At 40.3% G+C, this 25,584-nt stretch carries 21 protein-coding genes; 18 read left to right on the forward strand and 3 right to left on the reverse strand.

What is annotated here, in order from left to right:
* Positions 1-27 precede the first annotated feature (27 nt).
* From dnaA to KQI58_RS11940, 14 genes are all read left to right on the forward strand, one after another.
* Positions 28-1,353 (forward strand): chromosomal replication initiator protein DnaA, encoded by a 1,326-nt coding sequence (dnaA, locus tag KQI58_RS11875; protein ID WP_216409311.1) that lies wholly within the window; start codon positions 28-30, stop codon positions 1,351-1,353.
* Positions 1,354-1,603: 250 nt separating this feature from the next.
* Positions 1,604-2,734, forward strand: coding sequence for a DNA polymerase III subunit beta (dnaN, locus tag KQI58_RS11880; RefSeq protein ID WP_216409312.1), 1,131 nt, complete (start codon positions 1,604-1,606; stop codon positions 2,732-2,734).
* Between the two features lie 234 nt (positions 2,735-2,968).
* Complete coding sequence (gene yaaA, locus KQI58_RS11885) at positions 2,969-3,211, forward strand: S4 domain-containing protein YaaA (RefSeq protein WP_010747417.1); 243 nt, start codon at positions 2,969-2,971, stop codon at positions 3,209-3,211.
* Complete coding sequence (gene recF / locus KQI58_RS11890; protein WP_216409313.1) at positions 3,198-4,316, forward strand: DNA replication/repair protein RecF; 1,119 nt, start codon at positions 3,198-3,200, stop codon at positions 4,314-4,316. The genes yaaA and recF overlap by 14 nt, the downstream gene beginning before the upstream one ends.
* Positions 4,317-6,266: a DNA topoisomerase (ATP-hydrolyzing) subunit B gene (gyrB, locus tag KQI58_RS11895; RefSeq protein ID WP_216409314.1), complete on the forward strand. Its 1,950-nt coding sequence runs from the start codon at positions 4,317-4,319 to the stop codon at positions 6,264-6,266.
* Between the two features lie 14 nt (positions 6,267-6,280).
* Positions 6,281-8,794 (forward strand): DNA gyrase subunit A, encoded by a 2,514-nt coding sequence (gene gyrA, locus KQI58_RS11900; RefSeq protein WP_216409315.1) that lies wholly within the window; start codon positions 6,281-6,283, stop codon positions 8,792-8,794.
* Between the two features lie 183 nt (positions 8,795-8,977).
* Positions 8,978-9,280, forward strand: coding sequence for a 30S ribosomal protein S6 (gene rpsF / locus KQI58_RS11905; RefSeq protein ID WP_010742561.1), 303 nt, complete (start codon positions 8,978-8,980; stop codon positions 9,278-9,280).
* A gap of 44 nt (positions 9,281-9,324) precedes the next feature.
* Positions 9,325-9,843 (forward strand): single-stranded DNA-binding protein, encoded by a 519-nt coding sequence (gene ssb, locus KQI58_RS11910; protein WP_216409316.1) that lies wholly within the window; start codon positions 9,325-9,327, stop codon positions 9,841-9,843.
* 23 nt (positions 9,844-9,866) lie between these two features.
* A complete protein-coding gene (gene rpsR, locus KQI58_RS11915) occupies positions 9,867-10,100 on the forward strand; it encodes a 30S ribosomal protein S18 (protein ID WP_010742563.1) in 234 nt (77 codons plus the stop codon).
* A gap of 171 nt (positions 10,101-10,271) precedes the next feature.
* Positions 10,272-12,236 carry a DHH family phosphoesterase gene (locus KQI58_RS11920; RefSeq protein ID WP_216409317.1) on the forward strand — a complete coding sequence of 655 codons (1,965 nt, stop codon included), beginning with the start codon at positions 10,272-10,274 and terminating at the stop codon, positions 12,234-12,236.
* Positions 12,233-12,685, forward strand: coding sequence for a 50S ribosomal protein L9 (gene rplI, locus KQI58_RS11925; RefSeq protein WP_216409318.1), 453 nt, complete (start codon positions 12,233-12,235; stop codon positions 12,683-12,685). The genes KQI58_RS11920 and rplI overlap by 4 nt, the downstream gene beginning before the upstream one ends.
* Before the next feature lie 128 nt (positions 12,686-12,813).
* Positions 12,814-14,175, forward strand: coding sequence for a replicative DNA helicase (gene dnaB, locus KQI58_RS11930; protein ID WP_216409319.1), 1,362 nt, complete (start codon positions 12,814-12,816; stop codon positions 14,173-14,175).
* Between the two features lie 202 nt (positions 14,176-14,377).
* A complete protein-coding gene (locus KQI58_RS11935) occupies positions 14,378-15,670 on the forward strand; it encodes an adenylosuccinate synthase (RefSeq protein WP_216409320.1) in 1,293 nt (430 codons plus the stop codon).
* A 74-nt stretch (positions 15,671-15,744) separates the two neighbouring features.
* Positions 15,745-16,611 (forward strand): DegV family protein, encoded by an 867-nt coding sequence (locus KQI58_RS11940; protein ID WP_216409321.1) that lies wholly within the window; start codon positions 15,745-15,747, stop codon positions 16,609-16,611.
* A gap of 195 nt (positions 16,612-16,806) precedes the next feature.
* Here the strand turns inward: KQI58_RS11940 and KQI58_RS11945 are convergent, their stop codons facing one another.
* A complete protein-coding gene (locus tag KQI58_RS11945; protein ID WP_216409322.1) occupies positions 16,807-17,700 on the reverse strand; it encodes a LysR family transcriptional regulator in 894 nt (297 codons plus the stop codon).
* Between the two features lie 123 nt (positions 17,701-17,823).
* Between KQI58_RS11945 and KQI58_RS11950 the strand changes: the two genes are divergently transcribed.
* Together KQI58_RS11950 and KQI58_RS11955 are read left to right on the forward strand one after the other, a co-directional pair.
* A complete protein-coding gene (locus KQI58_RS11950) occupies positions 17,824-19,464 on the forward strand; it encodes a malolactic enzyme (protein ID WP_216409323.1) in 1,641 nt (546 codons plus the stop codon).
* A gap of 99 nt (positions 19,465-19,563) precedes the next feature.
* Positions 19,564-20,529 (forward strand): AEC family transporter, encoded by a 966-nt coding sequence (locus KQI58_RS11955; RefSeq protein ID WP_216409324.1) that lies wholly within the window; start codon positions 19,564-19,566, stop codon positions 20,527-20,529.
* Positions 20,530-20,578: 49 nt separating this feature from the next.
* Here the strand turns inward: KQI58_RS11955 and KQI58_RS11960 are convergent, their stop codons facing one another.
* On the reverse strand, positions 20,579-22,198 hold the full coding sequence (locus KQI58_RS11960; RefSeq protein WP_216409325.1) for an ABC-F family ATP-binding cassette domain-containing protein: 1,620 nt from the start codon (positions 22,196-22,198) through the stop codon (positions 20,579-20,581).
* 139 nt (positions 22,199-22,337) lie between these two features.
* On the opposite strand from KQI58_RS11960, the gene KQI58_RS11965 reads away from it, so the two are divergent.
* The gene (locus KQI58_RS11965; protein ID WP_253295919.1) at positions 22,338-22,715 is read left to right on the forward strand and encodes a PTS sugar transporter subunit IIA; all 378 of its coding nucleotides are present in this window, start codon (positions 22,338-22,340) and stop codon (positions 22,713-22,715) included.
* Between the two features lie 39 nt (positions 22,716-22,754).
* Here KQI58_RS11965 and spxB read toward each other — a convergent pair whose 3' ends face one another.
* A complete protein-coding gene (gene spxB, locus KQI58_RS11970; protein WP_216409327.1) occupies positions 22,755-24,476 on the reverse strand; it encodes a pyruvate oxidase in 1,722 nt (573 codons plus the stop codon).
* Positions 24,477-24,762: 286 nt separating this feature from the next.
* On the opposite strand from spxB, the gene KQI58_RS11975 reads away from it, so the two are divergent.
* Positions 24,763-25,581 (forward strand): ZIP family metal transporter, encoded by an 819-nt coding sequence (locus tag KQI58_RS11975; protein ID WP_216409328.1) that lies wholly within the window; start codon positions 24,763-24,765, stop codon positions 25,579-25,581.
* Positions 25,582-25,584 lie beyond the last annotated feature (3 nt).

Genomic DNA, 25,584 nt, shown 5'->3' on the forward strand with positions numbered 1-25,584 from the left:
TGAATTTATTAATTAGGAGGCGATTATTTGACCTCATTGGACAATTTCTGGCAGGAATTGAAGGACAGTTACAAAAATGACCTCAATCCTGCCAGTTATGATGCTTGGGTAGGTACAGCTAAACCCTTATCTTTAGCTCATAATCAATTGACGATCGAAGTTACAAGTGACTTACATAAGCGCTATTGGGAAAAACATTTGGCGGCGAAAATCGTTGAGATCGGTTTTAAAGTAACCGGCGATGAGATTATGCCATTATTTGTTACACCAGATGAAGCACCACCCATTAGCATTGTGGAAAAAGAGGAACCACCCAAAGTTGAAACAACGAAGCGAGCAATGCTCAATCCTAAATATACGTTTGACACCTTCGTAATCGGGAAGGGCAATCAAATGGCGCATGCGGCAGCTTTAGTTGTTGCTGAAGAACCCGGATCAATCTACAATCCACTTTTCTTCTATGGGGGAGTTGGTTTAGGTAAAACCCATTTGATGCATGCTATTGGACATCAAATGCTTGCAATAAATCCGCAGGCAAAAGTCAAATATGTTTCTAGTGAGACATTCGCAAACGACTTTATCAATTCAATCAAGAATAAAACCTCAGAGGAATTTCGACAGGAATACCGCAAAGTAGACCTATTGCTAGTAGACGATATTCAATTTTTTGCCGACAAAGAAGCAACTCAAGAAGAGTTTTTCCATACTTTTGAAAATTTATATAATGATAATAAACAAATCGTCCTGACTAGTGATCGCCTACCAAATGAAATACCAAAGTTACAAGAACGATTAGTTTCTCGCTTTGCCTGGGGCTTATCGGTAGATATCACACCGCCAGATCTAGAAACACGAACTGCGATTTTAAGGAAAAAAGCGCAGGCAGAAAATCTTGAAATACCAGATGATACTCTGAGTTACATTGCAGGACAAATTGATTCTAATATCCGTGAACTAGAAGGGGCTTTGGTTCGAGTACAAGCTTTCGCCACGATGAATAGTGCTGATATCACGACTAGTATCGCGGCAGATGCTTTAAAAAGTTTGAAAGGGACCAGCAACTCACAACTTTCCATCAGTAAAATCCAAGATGAAGTCGCTAAGTTTTATCATATCCAGTTAAAGGATTTAAAAGGAAAGAAACGTGTCAAAACGATTGTTGTTCCGCGACAAATCGCTATGTATTTAGCTCGAGAAATGACTGAAAGTTCTTTACCTAAAATTGGTGCTGAATTTGGTGGAAAAGATCATACAACTGTCATTCACGCACACGAAAAAATCAGCCAATTAATGAAAAATGACAGCAGTATTCAACAAGAAATCGCAGAAATCAAAAACCTACTGTTAGGTTAGGTTGTGGAAAATAAAGAAAAAGAAACTCTGTTTATCCACACCTTTTCCACAAGTGGAAAACTTGATATTTCAAGCTTTGACTCACTTTTTCCACATGATTAACAGGCCCTACTACTTTTATTACTTAATTTATTAAATAAATAAAGAAAACGTCTTCCAGCTAAAAACCTTTGAGGCTAAACTAGTTGAGTCATACTATCTAATTCATTTTTCTATATAAAACTAATTAAAATAAAAAAGGAGTTCCATTATGAAATTTACGATTAATCGTGCACGCTTCATTCAAGAATTACAAACTGTCCAACGAGCAATCTCTACTAAAACAACGATTCCGATCTTAACAGGAGTAAAAATTGAGCTGAATAATGAAGGATTAAATTTAACAGGTAGCAATGCCGATATTTCGATTGAAACTTTTCTAGCTGTCGATGATGAGAAAGCTGAATTACAAATTGCTGAAGTAGGTACAATTGTTTTACAAGCTCGTTTTTTCAGTGAAATTATTCGACGCTTACCAGAAGCGACTTTTACATTAGAAGTCCAAGAAAATCATCAAGTATTAATCACTTCTGGAGCAGCTCATTTTACAGTTAATGGTTTAGATGCAGATAATTATCCACATTTGCCAGTCGTTGAAGAACAAAATCAGTTAAAATTACCTGTCCACATGTTGACAAAATTAATCGGCGAAACGGTGTTCTCAGTTTCACAACATGAAAGTCGCCCGATTTTGACAGGGGTTCACTTCACGATGTCTAACGGCCAATTATTAGCAGTTGCGACAGACTCTCATCGTTTGAGTCAACGGATTGTGCCTGTAGAAAATGCGAATACTGATTTTGATATTGTTATACCCGGAAAAAGCTTAGTTGAACTTTCTCGTTCATTGTCAGATGAAGAAGCGGAAGTAGAGATCAGCATCATGGAGAACCAAGTTTTATTCAAAACGCCAACGATGTATTTCTATTCTCGTTTACTAGAAGGAAATTATCCTGATACGAATCGTTTAATCCCAACTAGCTTCAATACTGAGATTACTTTCTCTGTTCCAACGTTCTTGGCAGCTATCGAACGTGCTTCTTTACTTTCCCACGAAGGCCGTAATAATATCGTCCGTTTAGCAATTGCTGATAATTCAGTTATTCTTTACGGAAATTCGCCAGAAATCGGTAAAGTAGAGGAAGAACTGGTTTATGAAAAAGTTAGTGGAGACCCATTAGAAATTTCTTTTAACCCTGATTACATGAAAGATGCTTTACGTGCTTTCGGTGATATGAGTATCAAGATTCAATTTATTTCAGCGATTCGTCCGTTTACTTTGGAACCGAGTGAAGGGGATGTTTCCTTTATTCAATTGATCACACCCGTACGGACTAATTAAGGAAAAACAGTGAGTTTCACAAGTTTTTTGAAAAATATGAAAATAAATTGTAAAAAATACATTCCCAGTAAAAGGTCTTAAAATCGATTTTAAGACCTTTTACTTTTTTTTGAGTGAATTAATTAAAAAGGGTTAAAACTTCTTAAAACGAAAAATACAACGAGTTAATTTGTTTTATCTATTAAAAAAGGGTATAATGAAGAGGTGTTTCTAGCATGAAAATGAGGGATGAATGTGAAACAAAAAATTTTTTTAGAAACAGAGTTCATGACGCTTGGTCAGTTATTGAAAGAGATTAATTTAATCTCTAGTGGTGGACAAGCCAAGTGGTTTCTTGCAGAAGAAACAGTATTTGTAGATGGCGAGTTGGAAAACCGCCGTGGCCGAAAGCTCTATCCGGGAATGATGATTGAGATTCCTGAGGTAGGAACTTTTTTTATGGTCAAAAATAAGGAAGAACAAGATGCAGCTGAATAGGCTTGAGTTGAGAAATTACCGTAATTATCAAGAACTTATTATGGAATTTCCAAACCGATTAAATATTTTTTTAGGTGAGAATGCCCAAGGAAAGACCAATCTCTTAGAAAGCATCTATGTTTTAGCTTTAACCCGTAGTCATAGAACTAGCAGTGAGCAAGAATTAATTGGTTGGGAAGATGATTTTGCTCAAATAAAAGGTCGTATCCAACGTGGGACTAGTGAGTTAGAGTTGGAGTTATTACTAACGAAAAAAGGCCGTAAATCTAAGGTGAATCATATTGAACAAAAGAAATTGAGCAGTTATATCGGCCAGTTGAATGTCATTTTGTTTGCCCCAGAGGATCTTTCCTTAGTGAAGGGAAGTCCTCAAATGAGACGGCGGTTCATAGATATGGAATTAGGGCAAATCAATCCGGTCTATCTCTATGACTTGGCTCAGTATCAGAAGACTTTGAAACAGCGTAATCTTTATCTCAAGCAATTATCTGAAAAGAAACAAACAGATGAGATTTACCTCGATATTTTAACGGAACAGCTGGTAGATTTTGGTAGTAAGGTCTTAGCTAACCGTCTGAAGTTTGTTAAAAAGCTGGAGTATTGGTCTAATGATCTTCACGGTAAGATCACTAATCAAAAAGAAACGTTGGCAATCGAATATGATGCCAGTCTCCCGCTAGAAAGTGAAGAAGTTGAAAAAATTCGCAGTATTTTTCTGAATGAACTACAGAAAAATCGCAAGCGGGAAATATTCAAAGGAAACACTTTTTTAGGTCCTCATCGAGATGATTTGATCTTTAAGGTTAATCAACAAAATGTTCAGACTTATGGGTCACAGGGACAACAACGAACGACTGCTTTAAGTGTCAAATTGGCAGAGATCGATTTGATGAAAGAAGAAACAGGAGAATATCCGATTTTACTTTTAGACGACGTCATGAGTGAACTTGATGATAGTCGTCAGATTCATTTATTAGAGACGATTGAAAATAAGGTCCAGACATTTTTAACAACAACAACGTTGAATCATGTTAAAGGTAAAATGACGGTCCATCCGGATATTTTTTATGTCTATCAAGGGCAGATAGAAAGGAAAGAAACGTAGATGACAGAAGAGGAAAAGAGTTTACTAGAACGTGCTCAAGAGTACGATGCCAGTCAAATCCAGGTTTTAGAAGGTTTAGAAGCTGTTCGAAAACGTCCGGGAATGTATATTGGTTCAACTAGCACGGAAGGCTTGCACCACCTTGTTTGGGAGATCGTGGATAATTCCATTGATGAGGCTTTAGCTGGGTTTGCAACACATATCCATGTGGTGATCGAAGAAGATAATAGTATCACCGTTAGTGACGATGGTCGTGGTATACCTGTGGGACTTCAAGCGAAAACAGGTCGTCCAGCCGTTGAAACAGTTTTTACAATCTTGCATGCCGGCGGAAAGTTCGGCGGTGGCGGATATAAAGTTTCTGGTGGACTTCACGGTGTAGGGGCTTCTGTTGTTAACGCTCTGTCTACAAGTTTAGACGTTCGTGTTTTCAAAGAAGGTAAAATCTATTTCCAAGATTATAGACGTGGTGCTGTAGTAGATGATCTAAAAGTAATTGGTGAGACAGAAAAGCATGGGACGACGGTCCATTTTATACCAGATCCTGAGATTTTTACTGAATCAACAGTTTTTAACTTCGAAAAATTAGCGACACGTGTCCGGGAGTTGGCTTTCTTGAATCGCGGTCTGAAGCTATCGATTGAAGATAAAAGAGAAGAAAAACCAGTTCTACGAGAATACCATTACGAAGGCGGAATCAAGAGCTATGTGGAGCATTTAAACCACAATAAAGCTGTTATTTTTGATGAACCAGTCTTTGTAGAAGGTGAGCAACAGGATATTACTGTAGAGGTCGCGATGCAATATACAGATGGGTATCATACTAATATTTTGAGTTTCGCGAACAATATCCATACTTATGAAGGTGGAACGCATGAATTTGGGTTTAAAACCGCTTTGACTCGGGTGATCAATGACTATGCTCGCAAACAAAAAATCATGAAAGACAATGATGAAAATCTTTCTGGTGAAGATGTCCGTGAAGGATTAACAGCTGTTATCTCGATTAAACATCCAGAACCGCAATTTGAAGGTCAAACCAAAACAAAATTAGGAAACTCTGAAGTTCGTACGGTTACAGATCGTCTATTTTCAGAGAATTTTATGAAATTTCTAATGGAAAATCCTTCGGTTGGTCGTCGGATTGTTGAAAAAGGGATATTAGCGGCTAAAGCACGTTTAGCTGCCAAACGCGCTCGTGAAGTTACCCGTCGTAAAGGTGCTTTAGAAATCAGCAATTTACCAGGTAAATTGGCCGATTGTTCAAGTAACGATCCAGAAAAATGCGAATTATTTATCGTCGAAGGAGATTCTGCCGGTGGATCAGCAAAACAAGGACGTAGTCGTGAGTTTCAAGCGATTTTACCGATCCGCGGAAAAATTCTGAATGTGGAAAAGGCATCGATGGATAAAATTTTAGCCAACGAAGAAATCCGTTCATTGTTTACTGCAATGGGAACTGGATTTGGAGCAGATTTTGACGTATCGAAAGCACGTTATCACAAATTGGTTATCATGACGGATGCCGATGTTGATGGCGCACATATTCGAACACTGTTATTGACTCTTTTCTATCGTTATATGCGTCCAATCGTGGAAGCTGGCTATGTTTATATCGCGCAACCGCCTTTGTACGGGATCAAACAAGGAAAGAACATTACTTATATCCAACCAGGTAAAAATGCGGAAGAAGAATTAGCTCAAAAAATTTCTGAACTTCCAGCGTCTCCAAAACCAAATGTTCAACGATATAAAGGTTTAGGTGAAATGGACGATCATCAATTGTGGGAAACAACGATGGATCCAGAAAATCGTTTGATGCTGCAGGTCAGTGTTGACGATGCGATTGAAGCCGATCAGGTCTTTGAAATGCTGATGGGGGATCGAGTAGAACCACGTCGCGCGTTTATCGAAGAAAACGCGCATTACGTTAAAAACTTGGATATTTAGTGAGGAGGATCAATTTGGAAGATCGAAGAGAAAATATACAGGCCGTCAATCTAACCAGTGAAATGAAAGACTCCTTCATTGATTATGCGATGAGTGTCATTGTGGCACGTGCTTTACCGGATGTGCGGGATGGCTTAAAGCCCGTTCATCGTCGGATTTTATATGGAATGAATGAATTAGGAGTCACTCCTGATAAGCCGCATAAAAAATCTGCTCGTATTGTTGGGGATGTAATGGGTAAGTATCATCCTCACGGTGACAGTGCGATTTATGAATCAATGGTACGGATGGCACAATCATTCAGCTACCGCAATATGTTAGTAGATGGACACGGAAACTTTGGTTCTGTCGATGGTGATGGCGCGGCGGCGATGCGTTATACCGAAGCACGTCTAAGTAAGATCGCGATGGAAATGCTGCGGGATATCAATAAAGATACCGTTGATTTTCAAGGAAACTATGACGACAGCGAACAAGAGCCAGTGGTATTACCAGCACGTTTCCCAAATTTATTAGTTAATGGAGCAACTGGGATCGCAGTTGGTATGGCAACGAATATTCCACCTCATAATTTAAGAGAAGTGACAGCCGGAATCGAACTGTTGATGGAAAATCCTGAAGCAACGACACAAGAATTAATGGAGTGTATTCCAGGACCAGATTTCCCAACTGGCGGTTTAGTGATGGGAAAATCAGGAATTCGTCGGGCATATGAAACAGGTAAGGGCTCAATTACAGTTCGTGCGAAGATCGAGATCGAGGAACAAAAGAATGGCAAGGAACGAATTATTGTTACCGAATTGCCATACATGGTTAATAAAGCTAAACTGATCGAACGAATTTCTGAATTGCATCGAGATAAACGAGTAGAGGGCATTACTGATTTACGAGATGAGTCTTCTCGTGAAGGAATGCGGGTTGTCATCGAAGTTCGTCGTGATGTCAGTGCTTCTGTCATTTTGAACAATTTATACAAGATGACATCACTGCAAACATCCTTTAGTTTCAATATGCTAGCAATTGAAAAAGGTGTACCAAGAATCTTGAACTTGAAGCAAATCTTGGAAAATTATATCGAGCATCAAAAAATTGTTATTACTCGTCGAACAATCTTCGATAAGAAAAAAGCCGAAGCACGTGCTCATATCTTAGAAGGTTTGCGTATCGCGTTAGATCACATAGACGAGATTATTGCAACGATTCGTAATTCGGCTTCAGATGATGTCGCTAAAACGACATTGATGGAACGATTTGAATTATCTGATCGTCAAGCACAAGCAATCTTAGATATGCGTTTACGCCGTTTAACGGGCTTAGAACGCGAGAAAATCGAAAATGAATACCAAGAGCTATTAAAGACAATCAGCGACTTAGAGGACATTTTAGCGCGTCCTGAACGTGTGGAAGAAATTATTCGTACGGAATTAGCAGAAATTGCTGCTAAATTTGGTGATGATCGTCGAACAGAATTATTAGTCGGTGAAGTATTGAGTCTTGAAGATGAAGATTTGATCGAAGAAGAAGATGTTGTCATTACACTAACAAATAATGGCTACATCAAACGTGTAGCATCGACTGAGTTTCGATCACAACGTCGTGGTGGACGAGGAGTTCAAGGGATGGGAATTCACGATGATGATTTCGTGAAAACATTAATCTCATGTTCGACTCACGATACATTGTTATTCTTTACTAATAGCGGACGTGTGTACCGGGCGAAGGGGTATGAAGTACCTGAATATGGCCGGACAGCTAAAGGGATACCAATTATCAATCTACTGGGAATTGATTCGAATGAAACAATTCAAGCGGTAATTTCGGTAAATGGACAAGCAGAAGATGGACATTTCTTATTCTTTGTTACGAAGAAAGGAACGGTCAAACGTACAACTGTTACGGCTTTCTCAAATATTCGTGCCAATGGATTGATTGCGATTGGACTGCGTGAAGGTGATGAACTAGTAAATGTAATGTCCACTGAAGGTGACGAAACGATCATTATTGGTACTCACGATGGCTATTCTGTAACCTTTAAGGAAGCAGTTGTTCGCGATATGGGTCGGACAGCCAGCGGAGTTCGCGGGATTCGCTTACGAGACGAAGATTACGTGATCGGCTCAGCTGTACTGAAAGAAGATCAAGAAGTTTTGGTTATTACCGAAAAAGGTTATGGTAAACGGACGAAAGCTTCTGAATATCCAATCAAAGGTCGTGGTGGTAAAGGGATCAAGACCGCGAATGTCAAAGAGAAGAATGGTCCACTAGCAGGATTGACTACGGTTACTGGCGATGAAGATACTCTTTTGATTACAGATAAGGGTGTAATCATTCGTTTCAATGCAGGCAGTATTTCACAAACAGGTCGAGCTACTTTAGGCGTTCGTTTGATGAAGATGGAAGAAAACACGAAAGTTGTGACGATGGCCATCGTTGATAAAGAAGACGAAGAAGTCGAAGAGACTGAGACAGTCGAGACTGTAGAAACAACGGAAATTACTGAAGAAACACAAAATGATACAGAAGAATAAAAAAAGCATAAAGGCTGGAAGCATTTCCAGTCTTTTTTCGTACCTTAAAGTAAAGAAACATTTGATTTTTGCAGGATGATTATGTATAATGAATATTTGTGAGTAGTCTAGATAAAATTTAGATCGCTCTCCTTGCTCTTAATAAAATTAAGAGCCTTATAGTCCATAGGGAGGTGAAAATCAATGAGTCAAAACACGAAGTATGAAATCACATACATCATTCGTCCGAACATTGATGAAGAAGCAAAAACTGCTTTAGTAGAACGTTTCGATACAATCTTGAAAGATAATGGAGCTGAAATTATCGATTCAAAAGATTGGGAAAAACGCCGTTTCGCTTACGAAATGAACGGATTCCGTGAAGGCATCTACCATATCGTCAATGCAACTGCGCCAACAACAGCTAGTGCAGTTAACGAATTCGATCGTCTTGCAAAAATCAATGACGATATTATTCGTCACATGATCGTTAAGATTGAAGAATAATTGTTTCACGTGAAACAATTGACGAGAAGGGAGCTGGCTTTACTTTGATTAATAATGTTGTACTAGTTGGTCGTTTAACAAAGGATCCTGATTTACGCTACACCGCAAATGGTACAGGTGTTGCGACGTTTACTTTAGCAGTGAATCGTAATTTTACGAATCAAAGCGGGAATCGCGAAGCAGATTTTATCAATTGTGTGATCTGGCGGAAATCAGCAGAAACTTTAGCAAATTATGCGCGTAAGGGAACTCTTTTAGGTGTGACTGGCCGTATCCAAACAAGAAATTATGAAAATCAGCAAGGACAACGTGTCTATGTGACAGAGGTTGTTGCTGAGAACTTCCAATTACTGGAATCTCGTACTGCAAGTGAACAACGTCAACAGAATCCAAGTTCTGGTTCTGATGATAGCTTCCAAGGTCAAGGCGGGGGAAATAATTTTAACAACAATTATAATCAATCCTCTCAGTCAGCTAAGAACACTATGCCTGACTTCGATCGAGATTCAGATCCATTTAGTGGATCCTCTATCGACATTTCAGATGATGATTTACCATTCTAACAATTGAATAGGAGGGAAACGGAATGGCACAACAAAGAAGAGGTCGCAAACGTCGTAAAGTAGACTATATTGCTGCTAATCATATCGAGTACATCGATTATAAAGATATCGAATTACTTAAACGTTTCATCAGCGAACGTGGTAAAATTTTACCTCGTCGTGTAACTGGAACAAGCGCTAAAAACCAACGTAAATTAACGATCGCTATTAAACGCGCTCGTATTATGGGCTTATTAGCATTCGTTTCTGAAGAATAAAATGTCATTTTAAAGAGACTTCGTTTTGGAAGTCTCTTTTTTGTGTTTCACGTGAAACATTCAGGAGAGTCGCCTGTCGAGGAGGATTGTGATAAAATTATACTGTTAGACTGTTCATTTCTACTTGTTGGGACTTAGAATGAATAGGTAAAATGAATTAGGAGGTTCTAAATGAAAAGGAATCCTAGAATAAAATGGTCCTTTTTCTTGTTCTGTTTACTACTGATTCAGTTAGCCGCAATTTTCGCATTACCGTTCAATGTTTTGACAGCAGTAATTGTTATATTAATCGATCTTTTACTATGGGTTTATATGCTTGCTCTGCGTAAACAGACTGAGATTTCCAATCAACAGAAGATTCAGGATGCCTCTAGACATGCTGAAGAGGCGTTAGAGTATGTATCTGATGACATGCCTGTAGGAATCATTACTTGGGATAATGACAATACCTTCATTTGGTCAAATCCAGCGATTACAGAAAAAATTAAGCATTTAACAAAAGAAGATCAGCAAGATATGGTCAATGAATTGCTGCAGCGGGCTGAAAAAGGCAAGAGCATTTATAAAATAGACAATATTCTCTATCATTTTGATTTAAACCAAGAGAAACACATTGCTTATTTAATTGATATCACAAAGGAATATGCCTTAGAGAATAAAGAAAAACAACAGCAAGCAGTAGTTGGAATTCTTTCCGTAGACAATTATGATGATGTAATTGATCGTCGGGATGATAAGGAAATTTCTAATCTGAATTCTTTCATTACAACGATTATTTCTGATTGGATGGATTCCTATCGGATTTTCTATAAACGAGTAAATGAAGAGCGCTTTTTTCTGTTTGCTCGCTATGATGATTTAGAAAAAATGATCGAGAATAATTTTGATTTGCTAGAGCATATCCGTGTTTCGGCTGAAAAACAAGACATGTTGATTACTGTCAGCATGGGAATCAGCTATGGCACGGAATCACTGGAAGTTATTGGTGATGAGGCTCAAAATAATTTGGATATTGCATTGGTTCGTGGTGGGGATCAAGTGGTGGTTAAAAATGCTGGAGAAGGCCAAAAGCCGGTTTTTTATGGCGGTAACTCTGCAAGTGCTGCGAAGCGGACACGCGTGCGTTCACGAGCAATGTCAACGGCCTTGAAGAATGTGTTTAATCAAACAGGCAATGTATTTGTAATGGGGCATCGCTTTCCAGATATGGACGCGATCGGTTCTGCGTTTGGTGTTGCTTGTTTAGCTCGCTATCATGATAAAAAAGTTCAAATCGTTATTAATGAGGATGAAACAATTCCAGATGTAGAACGTTGTTTAACAGAAATTCACAAAAATGGCGAGTTGGAAGGTTTACTGATTTCGCCAGATGCAGCTAAAAAGCAACGCAAAGCTGGTGATTTATTGGTAATGGTAGATTACCATCGACCATCATTGTCGATTGATCAGGATTTATATGATCAGTTTGAAAATATCGTCATTATCGATCATCATCGAAGAGGCGAGGAATTTCCAGAGAAGTCATTGTTAACATATATCGAATCTTCAGCTTCTTCAGCATCGGAGTTAGTTACAGAGCTGATCCAATTTGAGAGTAATGAACGACAAAGAATGAGTAAGATGGCTGCGACATTGTTGTTAGCTGGTATTACGGTAGATACTAAGAATTTTGCTGTTCGAACGACGGCTCGAACTTTCGATGTTGCTAGTTATTTAAAGACTTGTGGAGCGGATGCTTCTTTAGTACAATATCTATTGAGCACCGATATCCAATCCTATTTGGAAATTAGTAAGCTTGTTGGTGAGAGCGATTATGTTAGAGATGATATCGTTGTCGCTACTGGGACTGATGACCATGAGTATGATAGTGTAACGGCAGCCAAGACCGCGGATACTCTGTTATCAATGGTGGATATCAATGCGGCTTTCGTAATTATCAAAAGAACCGATGGCGTAGTTGCTATCAGTGCCAGAAGTTCTGGGACGATTAATGTCCAAACAGTAATGGAAGCACTAGGCGGTGGTGGGCATTTTACAAATGCTGCTACTCAATTATCGAATAGTACGATTTCTGAAGCGAAAGAACAATTATTGGATGCCATTAATAAACAGTTAACGGAGGGGACAGAAGAATGAAAGTAATTTTTTTACAAGATGTTAAAGGCAAAGGTAAAAAGGGCGATATCAAGGAAGTCCCAACAGGATACGCACAAAATTATTTATTAAAGAATAACCTAGCAAAAGAAGCGACTAAAAGCAGTATCTCTGAATTAAGTGGGCAAAAGAAGGCTCAGGATAAAAAGGCGGCAGAAGTTTTAGCTGAAGCAAAAAAATTGGCGGACTTTTTAGCAAAAGAAGAAACGGTGGTAGAAATCAAAGCTAAGGGCGGCGAAGATGGGCGCTTGTTTGGCTCGATTCCTTCTAAACAAATCGCTGAGGGTTTGAAAAAACAATATGATTTGAAAATTGATAAACGCAAGATCGAATTGGAGAATCCGATTCGGACTTTGGGCTATACGAAAGTTCCGGTAAAACTTCATACAGAGGTTGAAGGAATCATTAAAGTACATGTAGTGGAAGAATAAGCTATTTAAAGGGAATAATGACAAGAGAGTATGGGAGTTCTTGAAATTAAGAGGATCTCTCATACTCTTTGTTGTATTTAGTGAGCAGATTTTGTAAAATAGATGGACGAAGAGGAGCGTAAACAGACATGAGCGAAATGTTACAAGATCGTGTGCCACCCCAAAGTATTGAAGCCGAACAAGCGACTTTAGGCTCTATTTTTTTGGAGACTGATGCTTTGATTACGGCCATGGAGTACATAGTTCCAGAAGACTTTTATCGTCGCGGTCATCAACTGATTTTTCGAGCAATGATTCAACTGAACGATCGCAATGAAGCAATCGATGTAGTGACGGTCAAAGAATTACTAGAACAACAAAACCAGCTGGAAGATGCTGGCGGTTTAAGTTACTTATCTGAACTTGCTTTGAGCGTTCCGACAGCGGCTAACGTAGGCTATTACGCCAAAATCGTGGAAGAAAAGTCTCTATTGCGAAATCTGATTCAAACGGCTACGAACATCGTGACCGAAGGCTTTGAGCAAGGAGACGACGTACAGACGATTTTAGATGCTGCCGAACGTAATATCATGGAAGTATCAGAACGACGCAATAAGAGCGGTTTTTTGACCATCAGTGAGGTCTTGAATACGGCGATTGAAAATATCGACCAATTGGCTAGAAATGATGAAGAAATTACTGGTTTGCCAACGGGCTATGCGGCATTAGATAAAATGACTGCCGGCCTGCAATCAGAGGAATTGATCATCTTAGCCGCTCGTCCGGCGGTAGGTAAAACAGCTTTTGCTTTGAATATTGCCCAAAATGTTGGAACCAAAACTGATAAATCAGTCGCTATTTTCAGTTTGGAAATGGGGGCTGAATCCTTAGTAAACCGGATGCTGTGTGCAGAAGGATCAATTGAAGCGAGTCACTTACGAACGGGGCAGTTGTCTGAAGAAGAATGGCAAAACCTGATCGTTGCAATGGGAAGCCTGTCTCGTGCGAATATCTTTATTGATGATACTCCCGGAATCAAAGTGTCTGAGATTCGAGCAAAATGTCACAAATTAGCCAAGGAAAAAGGAAATCTTGGCTTGATCCTAATTGACTATCTGCAATTGATCGAAGGGACTGGACGAGAAAATCGCCAACAAGAGGTTTCTGAAATTTCACGACAATTGAAAAAATTAGCAAAAGAGTTAAAAGTACCAATCATTGCTTTGTCACAGCTTTCTCGTGGAGTTGAACAACGGCAAGACAAGCGTCCGGTGTTGAGTGATATCCGTGAATCAGGATCAATCGAGCAAGATGCTGATATTGTCGCCTTCTTATATCGTGATGATTATTATGATCGTGAAGGTGAAGAAGAGGAAGAATCACTAGCCAACCGTAACGTGATCGAAGTAATTATTGAGAAAAACCGGAGCGGGGCACGAGGAACCGTAGAACTGCTCTTTATTAAGGAATACAATAAATTCTCTTCCTTGTCACCGAGAGAAGATTTCTAGCGCAGGTCTTGAACTTGCGCTTTTTTGCGAGTTTTTTTTAGTATTCGAAATTTGTATTGATTTTATGATTATTGAAAAATAATGTTCGTGATTTACCGTGTTTTTATAATCTTTATTTTTTAATATTCGAATTTTCATTGAAGTATAGCGCTATTCTTGTTACAATGGTTCAGGATTAAATAAAATAAAATGAGGTGTTCAGATGTCATCTGTAGTAGTTGTAGGGACGCAGTGGGGCGATGAAGGTAAAGGAAAGATCACAGATTTTTTAAGTGAGAATGCGGAAGTCATTGCTCGTTACCAAGGTGGAGACAATGCAGGTCATACAATCAAATTTGACAATGAAACATATAAATTACACTTGATTCCTTCTGGGATTTTCTACAAAGAAAAAATCAGCGTTATTGGAAATGGTGTGGTAGTCAATCCGAAGTCATTGGTTACGGAGTTGGCGTACTTACATGAACGCGGCGTCACGACGGATAACTTACGTATCTCTGATCGCGCACATGTCATCTTGCCATACCATATCAAGTTGGACCAATTGCAGGAAGATGCAAAGGGTGAAAATAAAATCGGTACGACCATCAAAGGGATCGGACCTGCTTACATGGATAAGGCAGCTCGTGTCGGTATTCGCGTGGCTGATTTATTGGATAAAGAAATTTTTGAAGAACGCTTGATGATCAACTTGGAAGAAAAGAATCGTCAATTCGTCAAAATGTTTGATGACGAGGCGATGAGCTTTGATGATATTTTTGAAGAGTATTATGAATATGGTCAACAAATTAAACAATATGTAACGGATACATCCGTGATCTTAAACGATGCGTTGGATCAAGGTAAACGTGTCCTATTTGAAGGCGCGCAAGGTGTGATGCTGGATATTGATCAAGGAACTTATCCATTTGTTACCTCTTCTAATCCGGTTGCCGGCGGTGTCACGATCGGTAGCGGTGTTGGACCATCTAAGATCGATAAAGTCGTAGGGGTATGTAAAGCTTATACGTCACGCGTTGGTGATGGACCTTTCCCAACGGAACTATTTGATGAAGTAGGCGATCAGATCCGCGAAGTTGGTCGTGAATATGGAACAACAACTGGCCGTCCACGTCGGGTTGGCTGGTTTGACTCTGTAGTTATGCGTCACTCAAAACGCGTTTCTGGGATTACCAATCTATCTTTGAACTCAATCGATGTGTTGAGCGGATTGGAAACGGTCAAGATTTGTACGGCTTATGAGCTAGATGGAGAATTGATTTATCATTATCCAGCAAGCTTGAAGGAATTAAATCGCTGCAAACCAGTCTATGAAGAACTACCTGGTTGGAGTGAAGATATTACTGGCTGTCGGGATCTAGCAGACTTGCCAGAAAATGCTCGGAACTATGTTCGTCGTGTTTCAGAGCTTGTCGGTGTACGTATTTCTACGTTCTCTGTAGGACCAGATCGGACACAAACGAATATTATGGAAAGTGTTTGGGCGCAAATCTAACTTATTGTGAGACAAGCAACCAATTATCTAGTAAAATGGATTTACTACTAAGCGGGTGTTTGGAGGATTTTAAAATGTATCAGATTCTGACAGATTCATGTTGCGATGTGCCTTATGAAATACTAGAAGAAAACAACGTGGATTTTATTTCAATGTATGTTTCAATAGATGGAACAGAGTTCGCTGATGACTTGGGCCGCAGTTTTAAGATCGATGATTTTTATCAACGAATCAAAGATGGCGCGATGCCCACAACGTCACAAGTAAATGTTGGTCGTTATGTAGAATTTTTCCGCGGCTATGCGGAGAAAAATATTCCAATTTTATATATCTGCTTTTCTTCTGGAATGAGCGGTTCGTATCAAAGTGCGATGCAGGCTGTTGAGCTCTTAAAAGAAGACCTACCAGATGCGGAAGTCTACGTAGTGGATTCCTTAGCGGCAAGTGGCGGTGAAGGACTAATGGTCTATGAGGCTGCTCAGAAGCAACAAGCTGGAATGTCACTAAAAGACTTGCATCAGTGGTTGGAAGAAAATAAGTTAACCTATCATCATTGGGTGACGGTTGATGATTTAAATCACTTACAACGTGGCGGACGCATCTCAAAAACCAGTGCTGCAATTGGTGGGTTAATGAATATCAAGCCAATCATCACAGTGGATGTAGAGGGCAAGTTACAAAATGTTGAAAAAATTCGCGGACGTAAAAAAGCGTTGCAGCTAGTCGCCGATAAAATTAGTGCGGCAACGACAGATCCAGCGAATCAAACAATCTTTATCACAACCAGCGCTGACCAAGAAGGCGCAGAAGAAGTAAAACGTCATTTAGAGGAAAGTATTCAACCGAAAGAGGTTCGAATCTTTCCATTAGGGACAACAATCGCCAGTCATACGGGGCTTGGCTGTATCGCAGTCTTTACTCGCGGCGAAAAACGAACTTAAATTAATGAAAAACGAGGAAATCTATCAGATTTCCTCGTTTTTTTTGCGAGTTATGCTTTTCTCAGTTTAGTAAACATGAGTAGATAATCATTTCTTTTTGGGAATATAAAGGACAGGTAGTTTAGCAGAATCGTGAGCGTACGAAACTCCCCAGAATTTTTACGTCAGAAAAATTCTCCCTTACTTGTGAGCTAGCTACTGCTCTCTTTGTTGACTGAAGTCGCGGATTAATTCGATTAATTGCCCACGAATCGTTGAATCTAAAATTTGTTCCCGCTGAACCAATGAAATCATAAACGTTGGCTGTGGTTCGTCAGTAATCGGGATCATCACTAAATGGTCGTCAGATGAAACCGCCAATTCAGCTAGAAAGCCGATACCAATCTGTTCGCGGATCATGCCTTTCAAAATATTTAAGTTGCTATTTTGATAGATGATTTGCGGTTCGAAATGCGCCTGCTGCGCCATTTTTTTAAAGGCTGTCGGATGAACGTAATGCTCATTCAATAGCACAAAAGGTTCGTCCTTCAGCTCAGAGAAGGTTACCTCTTTGCGTTTAGCTAAAGGGTGGTTCGGGCTGACAACGATCATAAATCTTTTTTCGATCAATAGTTCACTGGTCAGTTCATCGTCACGAATCGGTTGTGTTGATCCTAGAAGGGCAAGATCAATTTTCCCGCGGCGCAATAATCCATAAAGATCCCGAGAACCGCCATCGACTAAGTGAATGTGTTGCATCAAATTATTTTTGAAAAGATAGGAAGAAAGCTTTGGGAAATAAAAATTCCCGATGATCGGCGGCAAGCCAAAATCTAAGGTTTCTTCCTTCAAACGATCAATCTCGGTAACAGCGATCGTAATCTCTTTTAAAATATTTGAAATGTGACGGGATAAGATCAGCCCAGATTGGGTGATAATCAGTTGCTTGTGCGATTGGTCACGATAGACGAGTTCAGCTCCTAATTCATCTTCTAATCGTTTCACTGCGTAAGTAATGGTTGGTTGACTGACATGAAAGGCATTTGCAACCTTTGTAAAACTCTTTTCGCGTACTAAGCGTTGGAAATATTCTAGGTCTTTAAAGTTCATAATAATCTCCTCTTGTGAAATTAGACTATCATATAAATAAAATTTATTCTAAGCTTTTGTTTTGACTATAGTTTATCAAAGCGTGTATCGTCCTAACTGTAAACAACTAAGGGGGAAACACAAATGAGAGGAAACGAAATTTTAAATAACCCATTTTTAAATAAAGGAACGGCTTTTACAAAAGAAGAACGGCAACAATTTGGCTTGACCGGAATGTTGCCATCTAAAGTTCAAACTTTGGAAGAACAAGCGGAACAAACGTACGGTCAATATCAAAGCAAAACCACAAATTTAGAAAAGCGTCTATTTTTGATGGAAATATTCAATACTAATCGGACTCTCTTCTATAAATTGATGGGTCAGCATGTTGTTGAGTTTATGCCGATCGTTTATGATCCAACCGTGGCTGATTCAATCGAACAATATAACGAATTGTTTGTTGAACCGCAAGATGCAGCATTCTTGTCGATTGATGATCCTGAAAGTATCAAAGATAGTTTGAAAAACGCTGCGAATGGTCGTGATATTCGCTTGATCGTAGTGACAGATGCAGAGGGAATCTTAGGAATTGGCGACTGGGGCGTGAACGGAGTAGACATCGCCATCGGCAAATTGATGGTCTACACTGCTGCGGCAGGGATCAATCCGACCCAAGTGTTGCCAGTCTCGATTGATGCGGGGACCAATAATCAAGAATTGTTAAGCGACCCAATGTATCTAGGGAATAAACATGAACGTGTTTATGGCGATAACTATTATGAAATGATTGATCAATTCGTAGAAGCGGTTGAAGAATTATTTCCTGAAGTATTGCTGCACTGGGAAGATTTTGGTCGTTCGAATGCCGCAACTATTTTGGAAAAATACCAAGATAAGATTACGACCTTCAATGATGATATTCAAGGGACAGGGATCGTTGTTTTAGCCGGTGTTTTAGGCGCTTTAAACATTTCGCAAGAGGAACTGACGAAACAAACAGTTATGACCTTTGGTGCTGGAACAGCTGGTGTTGGAATCGCCAACCAATTGTTAGATGAAATGAAACGTCAAGGGTTATCAGAAGAAGAAGCTCGTAAACATTTTTACATGGTAGACAAACAAGGGGTGCTATTTGAAGACACAGAGGACTTAACCTCTGGTCAAAAAGACTTTGTTCGTCAACGCAGCGAATTTTCAAACGCGGACGAATTAACGAATTTGACCGCAGCTGTTAAAGCCATTCATCCTACGATCATTATTGGGACTTCCACACAACCGGGAGCCTTTACTGAGGAAATCGTGCGAGAAATAGCAGCTAACACCGAACGGCCAATCATTTTCCCATTGTCTAATCCTACGAAATTAGCAGAAGCGACAGCTGAAGATCTAATTAAATGGACGGATGGTAAGGCGTTGATCGGGACAGGAATTCCAGCTGCTGACGTGAAGTACAACGGCGTGACGTATCAAATCGGTCAAGCAAATAATGCCTTGATGTATCCAGGTCTAGGTCTAGGTATCATTGCTTCTACTGCAACTCGCGTCAATGGCGAAATGTTGTCACAAGCGAGCCATGCTTTAGGTGGAATTGTTGATACAAGCAAACTAGGTGCAGCAGTATTGCCGCCAGTTTCAAAATTAACGGAATTTTCTCAAACGATTGCTGAAGTTGTTGTGAAAAGTGTCGTAGATCAACAATTGAATAAAGAAGAGATTACAGATATCAAACAAGCAGTCGAAGAGATGAAATGGTACCCAGAATATCAACCGCTTGACGTTGAATAAGTGAGTAATGAATAAGAGCTGTTCTGCGTGTTTCCTTTGAGTAGGAAACACGTGGGAGAGCAATAGATTGAATTTTAATAAGAGAAAGAAGGAAGAAAGATGATTTTCTTTCAATCGATCCAAAGTGTTTTAAGCATCATTATTATGATTGCATTAGGACATATATTGAAACGTCAAGGCTGGTTTGATGATAGTTTTGGCAAAAGTATTTCGTCATTGATTACGCGGGTGGCGTTGCCAGCGTCTATCTTTGTATCAGTATTAAAGAACTTAACTAAAGAAAGCTTGTTCCAACTATCCGGTAGTCTGATCTATCCTGTTGGAGCGGTCATTATTTCTTACATCTTAGCCTATGCGCTAGTTAAAATTTTGAAGATTCAGCCAGGGCGCCGCGGGATATTCATGAATGCTGTGGTGAATGCCAATACGATCTTCATTGGGTTGCCTTTGAATATTGCCTTGTTCGGTGAAAAGGCATTGCCATATTTCTTGGTGTATTATGTGACGAATACCGTTTCAACTTGGGCCTTTGGGGTATTCTTGATCTCCAACGATGATCCAACCAAAGTCAAAGGTGAAAATAAAGCCAAATTGAACTGGAAGAAATTGTTACCCCCGCCTTTACTTGGCTTTATCGTAGCGATCGTCTTCCTATTAATAGGGATTCCTGTACCAAGCTTTATCAATGCAACGCTTGGCTATGTCGGCAGTATCGTTACTCCGCTGTCACTGCTTTACATCGGGATCGTTTTGTACGATGCTGGTTTGAAGAGTATCCGCTTTGATCGTGACACGGTGGTAGCATTACTGGGACGCTTCGTTTTAGCCCCTGCTGTATTAATCGGTTTGATCGCTCTCGGCTCAAATGTTTTTGGCGCCAGTCTAGCACCATTGTTGAAGCAAACCTTGATCGTGCAATCTGCAACACCAATGTTGGCTGTCTTGCCAATCTTAGCGAATGAAGCACACGGTGATGTTAAATATGCAACAAATCTAGTGACAACTAGTACCGTATTATTTGTGATCGTTGTTCCGATCCTGATGGAACTCGTTCAATTCATTTAATTTGCTTCCTTAATAGAAAAAGCATCCGCGATTTCGCGAATGCTTTTTTTTAATACAGGTGACTCAATTGTTTTTGTACTTCTGGATTTTCTAAGAATTCATCGTACGTTGTCTCTGCACGATCAACTACACCATTTTCGGAAATCGCAATAATGCGGTTCGCGATCGTTTGAATGAACTGATGGTCATGAGAGGCGAATAGAAGGGAACCTTTATACGCAATCAGACCTTCATTCAATGCTGAGATGGATTCTAAGTCTAGGTGATTGGTTGGATCATCCAAAACTAAGACGTTTGATTTTGACAGCATCAATTTCGATAGCATGCAGCGAACCTTTTCACCACCAGATAAGACATTGACAGGCTTCATCACTTCATCACCAGAAAACAGCATACGGCCTAGGAAGCTGCGCAAGAAGGTGTTATCGTCTTCTTCTTTGCTAGCGTATTGACGCAGCCAATCAAGGATCGGCATATCACTGTCGAATTCCTTCGTCGTATCTTTAGGCAAGTAAGCCTGGCTGGTTGTTACACCCCAACGAACCGTCCCTGTATCGGGTTCTAAGTCCCCCATGATCACTTTGAATAGCGTTGTTGTGACTAAGTCGTTTTCAGCGATGAAGGCGACCTTATCGTCACGATTCAAGGTGAAAGAGATATTATCTAAGATTTTTTTGCCATCGATTGTCACACTGACATTGTCGACTTGCAGCAAGTCATTCCCGATTTCCCGTTCTGGCTTGAACTGTACAAATGGGTAACGGCGTGAAGAAGGCTGGATATCGTCTAAGGTGATCTTATCCAACATTTTCTTACGAGAAGTCGCTTGTTTTGATTTCGATGCGTTGGCACTGAAACGAGCAATAAATTCTTGCAATTCTTTGATTTGTTCTTCTTTTTTCGCATTTTGTTGAGATTGTAATTTTGCGGCTAACTGGCTGGATTCTAGCCAGAAGTCATAGTTTCCGACATACAATTTAATCTTCCCGAAATCTAGGTCGGCCATATGAGTACACACTTTGTTCAAGAAGTGGCGGTCATGGGATACGACGATCACGGTATTATCAAAATTAATTAGAAATTCTTCTAACCAGTTGATTGATTGGATATCTAAGCCATTCGTTGGCTCATCTAGTAAAAGAACATCGGGTTTGCCGAAAAGTGATTGAGCTAATAGGACTTTGATTTTTTGTCCAGCCGTTAATTCGCTCATTTTTTGCTGATGCAATTCTTCTGGAATGTTCAGTCCTTGTAAGAGGACCGCGGCTTCAGGTTCGGCTTCCCAGCCATCTAGCTCAGCGAATTCGCCTTCAAGTTCTGCTGCACGAATACCGTCTTCGTCAGAAAAATCTTCCTTCATATAAACGGCGTCTTTTTCCTGCATGACTTGGTATAAACGTTCATGACCCATAATAACTGTTTCAAGAACCGTATATTCTTCAAAATCAAAATGGTTCTGTTTTAATACAGCCATCCGTTCGTTCGGACCTAAAGTAACAGAGCCAGTAGAAGGCTGGATATCGCCTGCTAAAATCTTCAGAAAGGTTGATTTGCCGGCACCATTCGCGCCGATCAATCCGTAACAATTGCCGGGAGTGAATTTAATATTTACGTCATCAAAAAGTTTACGATCAGGAAACTGTAAACTAACGTCACTTACTGTAATCAATGCTTTTCCTCGCTTTATCAGTATTGGCGCAAGGCCTCTTTGCATTATATCGGGGAACATCTGAAGTTTCAAGTCAACCGTTAAGAATTTACTTGGGATTTAAAATAGGATAGACTTGGCTGTGAAGGGATGTGTCAGTATGATCGGGATCATTATCGCGACCCACGACCATTTAGCGGACAGCCTGTTACAAACGGCTGAATCTATTTTGGGCGAACAGAGCTGTGTGGAAACATTAAATATTGAACCAGGAGCAACAGGACTACAAGAAAAAATTGAAGACTACGCTGACGATTTATTGACGAAAGTTGATGAGCTCGTTTGGCTGGTAGATATGTTTGGGGGAACGCCATTTCGCTATGCCAGCTATTGTGTGATGGATGATTCGCGCCAGTCCTTAGTGACGGGAGTCAATTTGCCAATGGTTCTGCAGGCTTTGGTAAACCGAGAGTTGTCCGCAGCGGAATTGACGAAGCAATTAGAAATAGAAGCGAAACAAACGATTCGCAGAATGTAAAAAAGGTAGTGCCAAAAATTTTTGGCACTACCTTTTTTACTATTTTAAGAGTTCACGCAGTGTTGGCATATCATGAACTTGATATTTTTCTTTAAAGGCATTGATTTGTTCGGCTGAGAATTTTTCTGGTTCTAATTCTAGAGCTTCCACAGGTAGTGGACGTTCGTCTTTGATTTTAACATCGATCACGACGGGACGTTTGCAGGCTTTTGCCGCAGTGAAGGCAGGCTCTAATTGACTATATTCAGTAATCGTGAAGCCATCAGCACCAAGCGCTTCTCCAACTTTACCGAAGTCAGCGCCTTCTAAAAAGACTCCGAATTTTTGTTGTTCTGTATCTTCTTGTTCGGCTTCGATGAAACCAAAGGCATCATTTGAAAAGACCACGTTAATAATTGGCAAATTGTATTTTACTTGTGTAATGATGTCTTGCATTTGCATAGCAAAGCCGCCGTCGCCGCTGAAGGTAAAGACTTGTTTGTCTGGATAAGTCAATTGTGCAGCGATTCCGCCTGGAACACCATTGCCCATCGTAGCAAACCAACCAGAAGTCGTGAATTGTTGTTCCCCATTCATTTCTAAATGACGGATCGCATTCAAGGTAACATTCCCAACGTCAGCAACATAAACGGCATCCTGTTCAGCAATGCGATTGATTTCTTTAAAAACGGGTTCTGCCCGTAACGGTGTTGATTCATCATTATAGAAGCTCTTGCGCCAAGCGTGCCAATTGCGGATATTTTCTTGGTTGGCTTTCAACCAGGCATCAGCAGGGCGGGGTGTTCCAAGTTCGACCCAACGACGAAGAGCTGTTGCACCATCACCTAATACTGATTGGTCAACATTGTGGCGGCGCCCAAATTTTGAGGCGTCGATATCGACTTGGATAAATTTCGCAGCTGGATTGAAGAAATATCGGCCAAATGGGAAATCACTGCCGACAAAGACGATCAAGTCAGCATCAGCCAACGCTTCATTTGCCGGTTTAGTTGCCACACGAGCAGCAAAACCTAAGAAGTTTTCATATAAATCAGGAATAATCCCTTTAGCTAAAACAGCAGCTGCAACGGGCATTGAGAAATGCTCAGAGAAGGCTTTGATCGCATCAAAGCCGCCGCGAACGCCTTGCCCGATGTAAAGCACCGGTTGTTTCGCTGCTTCGATTAACGGTAGTGCGGCCTTCAAATCTGCTTCATCAGGTAAAACAACGCCTGTTTTATGATTTTTTGCCGTCGCGATTTCTGTTTCTTCGATTTCTGCAAAGCCAAAATCAACGGGAATCGTAACTACTGCAACACCTTTTTGCTGATACGCAGCTTTGATTGCTTCGTCGATCACGTGAGGTAAGCTTTCTGGTGTCATCACTGTCCGGTTATAGACACTGACATCCGCAAACATTGGATTCTCATTTAATTCTTGGAATGAATTGTAATTCATGGCAGTAGAGGCAACTTGCCCTAATAAAGCCAAGACTGGAACATGATCCATTTGAGCGTCGTAAAGTCCGTTGATTAAGTGACTAGCACCAGGGCCAGCTGAACCAAAGACTGCACCTACTTTACCAGTTAGTTTTGCATCGGCCGCAGCGGCTAAAGCGCCAGCTTCTTCATGACGGACCTGAATATATTTTACCGCCTCGCGTTCATGATACAATGCATCCATGGTTGAGTTGAATGAACCGCCGGGAATCCCGTAGATATGGTCGATTCCCCAAGCTTCTAAAACATTGACCATTGCTACGCCTGCATTAATTTTTGTCATCTTCTTCACTCACTTTCATTTTGTAAGTTTCCTACCTAAAAAGTATAACGCGTCTAAAAAAAACCAGCAAAGAAAGTGTCTCACAAGAAGTTTACAGGTATGCCTAAAATATGATAAGGTGTATACGAATAAACGTTTTCAGGATACCAGTCTATGTTTTGTCGGTTTCATTAAGTTAGTTTAATAGTTGAATGAAATCGGATGCAAGAAAAAAATTTTTAATGGATCAGCAAATGGGCGATCCATAAGAAAGATAACTACCAGAATAACTAGTATGGAGGTTTGTATGATTGAATGGTTATTAGGCCTAGCAGCCTGGCAACAAGCATTAGTAGGAACGCTATTTACTTGGGGAATGACTGCTTTGGGAGCTGCATTGGTCTTTTTCTTTAAAAATATCAACCGCAACGTACTGAATTTGATGTTGGGTTTTGCCTCTGGTGTGATGATCGCGGCGAGTTTTTGGTCATTGTTAGATCCGGCGATTGCTGCAGCTGAGGAGAATGGATCGATTCCTTGGTTAGTGGTTAGTATTGGTTTTGGTCTTGGCGGACTGTTTCTTTATATAGCAGATAAGACAATTCCTCATATGCATTTTGGACCCAATAAGGAAAAAGAAGGATTTCCCAGCCATTTAAAACGGACGATTTTGTTGGTGTTTTCTATTACGCTGCATAATATTCCGGAAGGCTTGGCAGTCGGCGTTGCTTTTGGTGCAGCCAGTGAAGCAGCAAATCCTACTGCCGCAGTTTTGGCCGCAATTTCGGTATCCTTAGGGATCGGAATTCAAAATTTTCCAGAAGGTGCGGCGGTCTCAATTCCGTTACGTCAAGAAGGGCTGAGTCGGACGAAATCCTTTATTTATGGACAAGCATCAGGACTTGTCGAACCGATCGCAGCGGTAATCGGAGCGCTATTGGTAACAAGTGTCCAACCGTTGCTGCCATACGCTCTTTCTTTTGCGGCTGGGGCGATGATCTACGTTGTAGTGGAGGAATTAATCCCGGAAGCTCAGGCGACAACAGACAGCAAACATCATTTTGGTGTTTTTGGTGCGATGCTGGGGTTTATTATTATGATGATTTTGGATGTTGCGTTGGGGTAAATC

Origin of the sequence: Enterococcus raffinosus (genome assembly GCF_018917525.1) — a bacterium.
In the GTDB taxonomy this organism is placed as follows: domain Bacteria; phylum Bacillota; class Bacilli; order Lactobacillales; family Enterococcaceae; genus Enterococcus_A; species Enterococcus_A raffinosus_A.

Bases quoted from the DNA above. Each gene is read 5' to 3' on its own strand.
- dnaN (WP_216409312.1), top strand. From the start codon at position 1,604: ATGAAATTTACGATTAATCGTGCACGCTTCATTCAAGAATTACAAACT.
- rpsR (WP_010742563.1), top strand. From the start codon at position 9,867: ATGGCACAACAAAGAAGAGGTCGCAAACGTCGTAAAGTAGACTATATT.
- gyrB (WP_216409314.1), top strand. From the start codon at position 4,317: ATGACAGAAGAGGAAAAGAGTTTACTAGAACGTGCTCAAGAGTACGAT.
- KQI58_RS11935 (WP_216409320.1), top strand. From the start codon at position 14,378: ATGTCATCTGTAGTAGTTGTAGGGACGCAGTGGGGCGATGAAGGTAAA.
- KQI58_RS11955 (WP_216409324.1), top strand. From the start codon at position 19,564: ATGATTTTCTTTCAATCGATCCAAAGTGTTTTAAGCATCATTATTATG.
- KQI58_RS11940 (WP_216409321.1), top strand. From the start codon at position 15,745: ATGTATCAGATTCTGACAGATTCATGTTGCGATGTGCCTTATGAAATA.
- KQI58_RS11965 (WP_253295919.1), top strand. From the start codon at position 22,338: ATGATCGGGATCATTATCGCGACCCACGACCATTTAGCGGACAGCCTG.
- KQI58_RS11945 (WP_216409322.1), bottom strand. From the start codon at position 17,700: ATGAACTTTAAAGACCTAGAATATTTCCAACGCTTAGTACGCGAAAAG.
- KQI58_RS11950 (WP_216409323.1), top strand. From the start codon at position 17,824: ATGAGAGGAAACGAAATTTTAAATAACCCATTTTTAAATAAAGGAACG.
- recF (WP_216409313.1), top strand. From the start codon at position 3,198: ATGCAGCTGAATAGGCTTGAGTTGAGAAATTACCGTAATTATCAAGAA.
- KQI58_RS11975 (WP_216409328.1), top strand. From the start codon at position 24,763: ATGATTGAATGGTTATTAGGCCTAGCAGCCTGGCAACAAGCATTAGTA.
- dnaB (WP_216409319.1), top strand. From the start codon at position 12,814: ATGAGCGAAATGTTACAAGATCGTGTGCCACCCCAAAGTATTGAAGCC.
- rplI (WP_216409318.1), top strand. From the start codon at position 12,233: ATGAAAGTAATTTTTTTACAAGATGTTAAAGGCAAAGGTAAAAAGGGC.
- rpsF (WP_010742561.1), top strand. From the start codon at position 8,978: ATGAGTCAAAACACGAAGTATGAAATCACATACATCATTCGTCCGAAC.
- spxB (WP_216409327.1), bottom strand. From the start codon at position 24,476: ATGACAAAAATTAATGCAGGCGTAGCAATGGTCAATGTTTTAGAAGCT.
- KQI58_RS11920 (WP_216409317.1), top strand. From the start codon at position 10,272: ATGAAAAGGAATCCTAGAATAAAATGGTCCTTTTTCTTGTTCTGTTTA.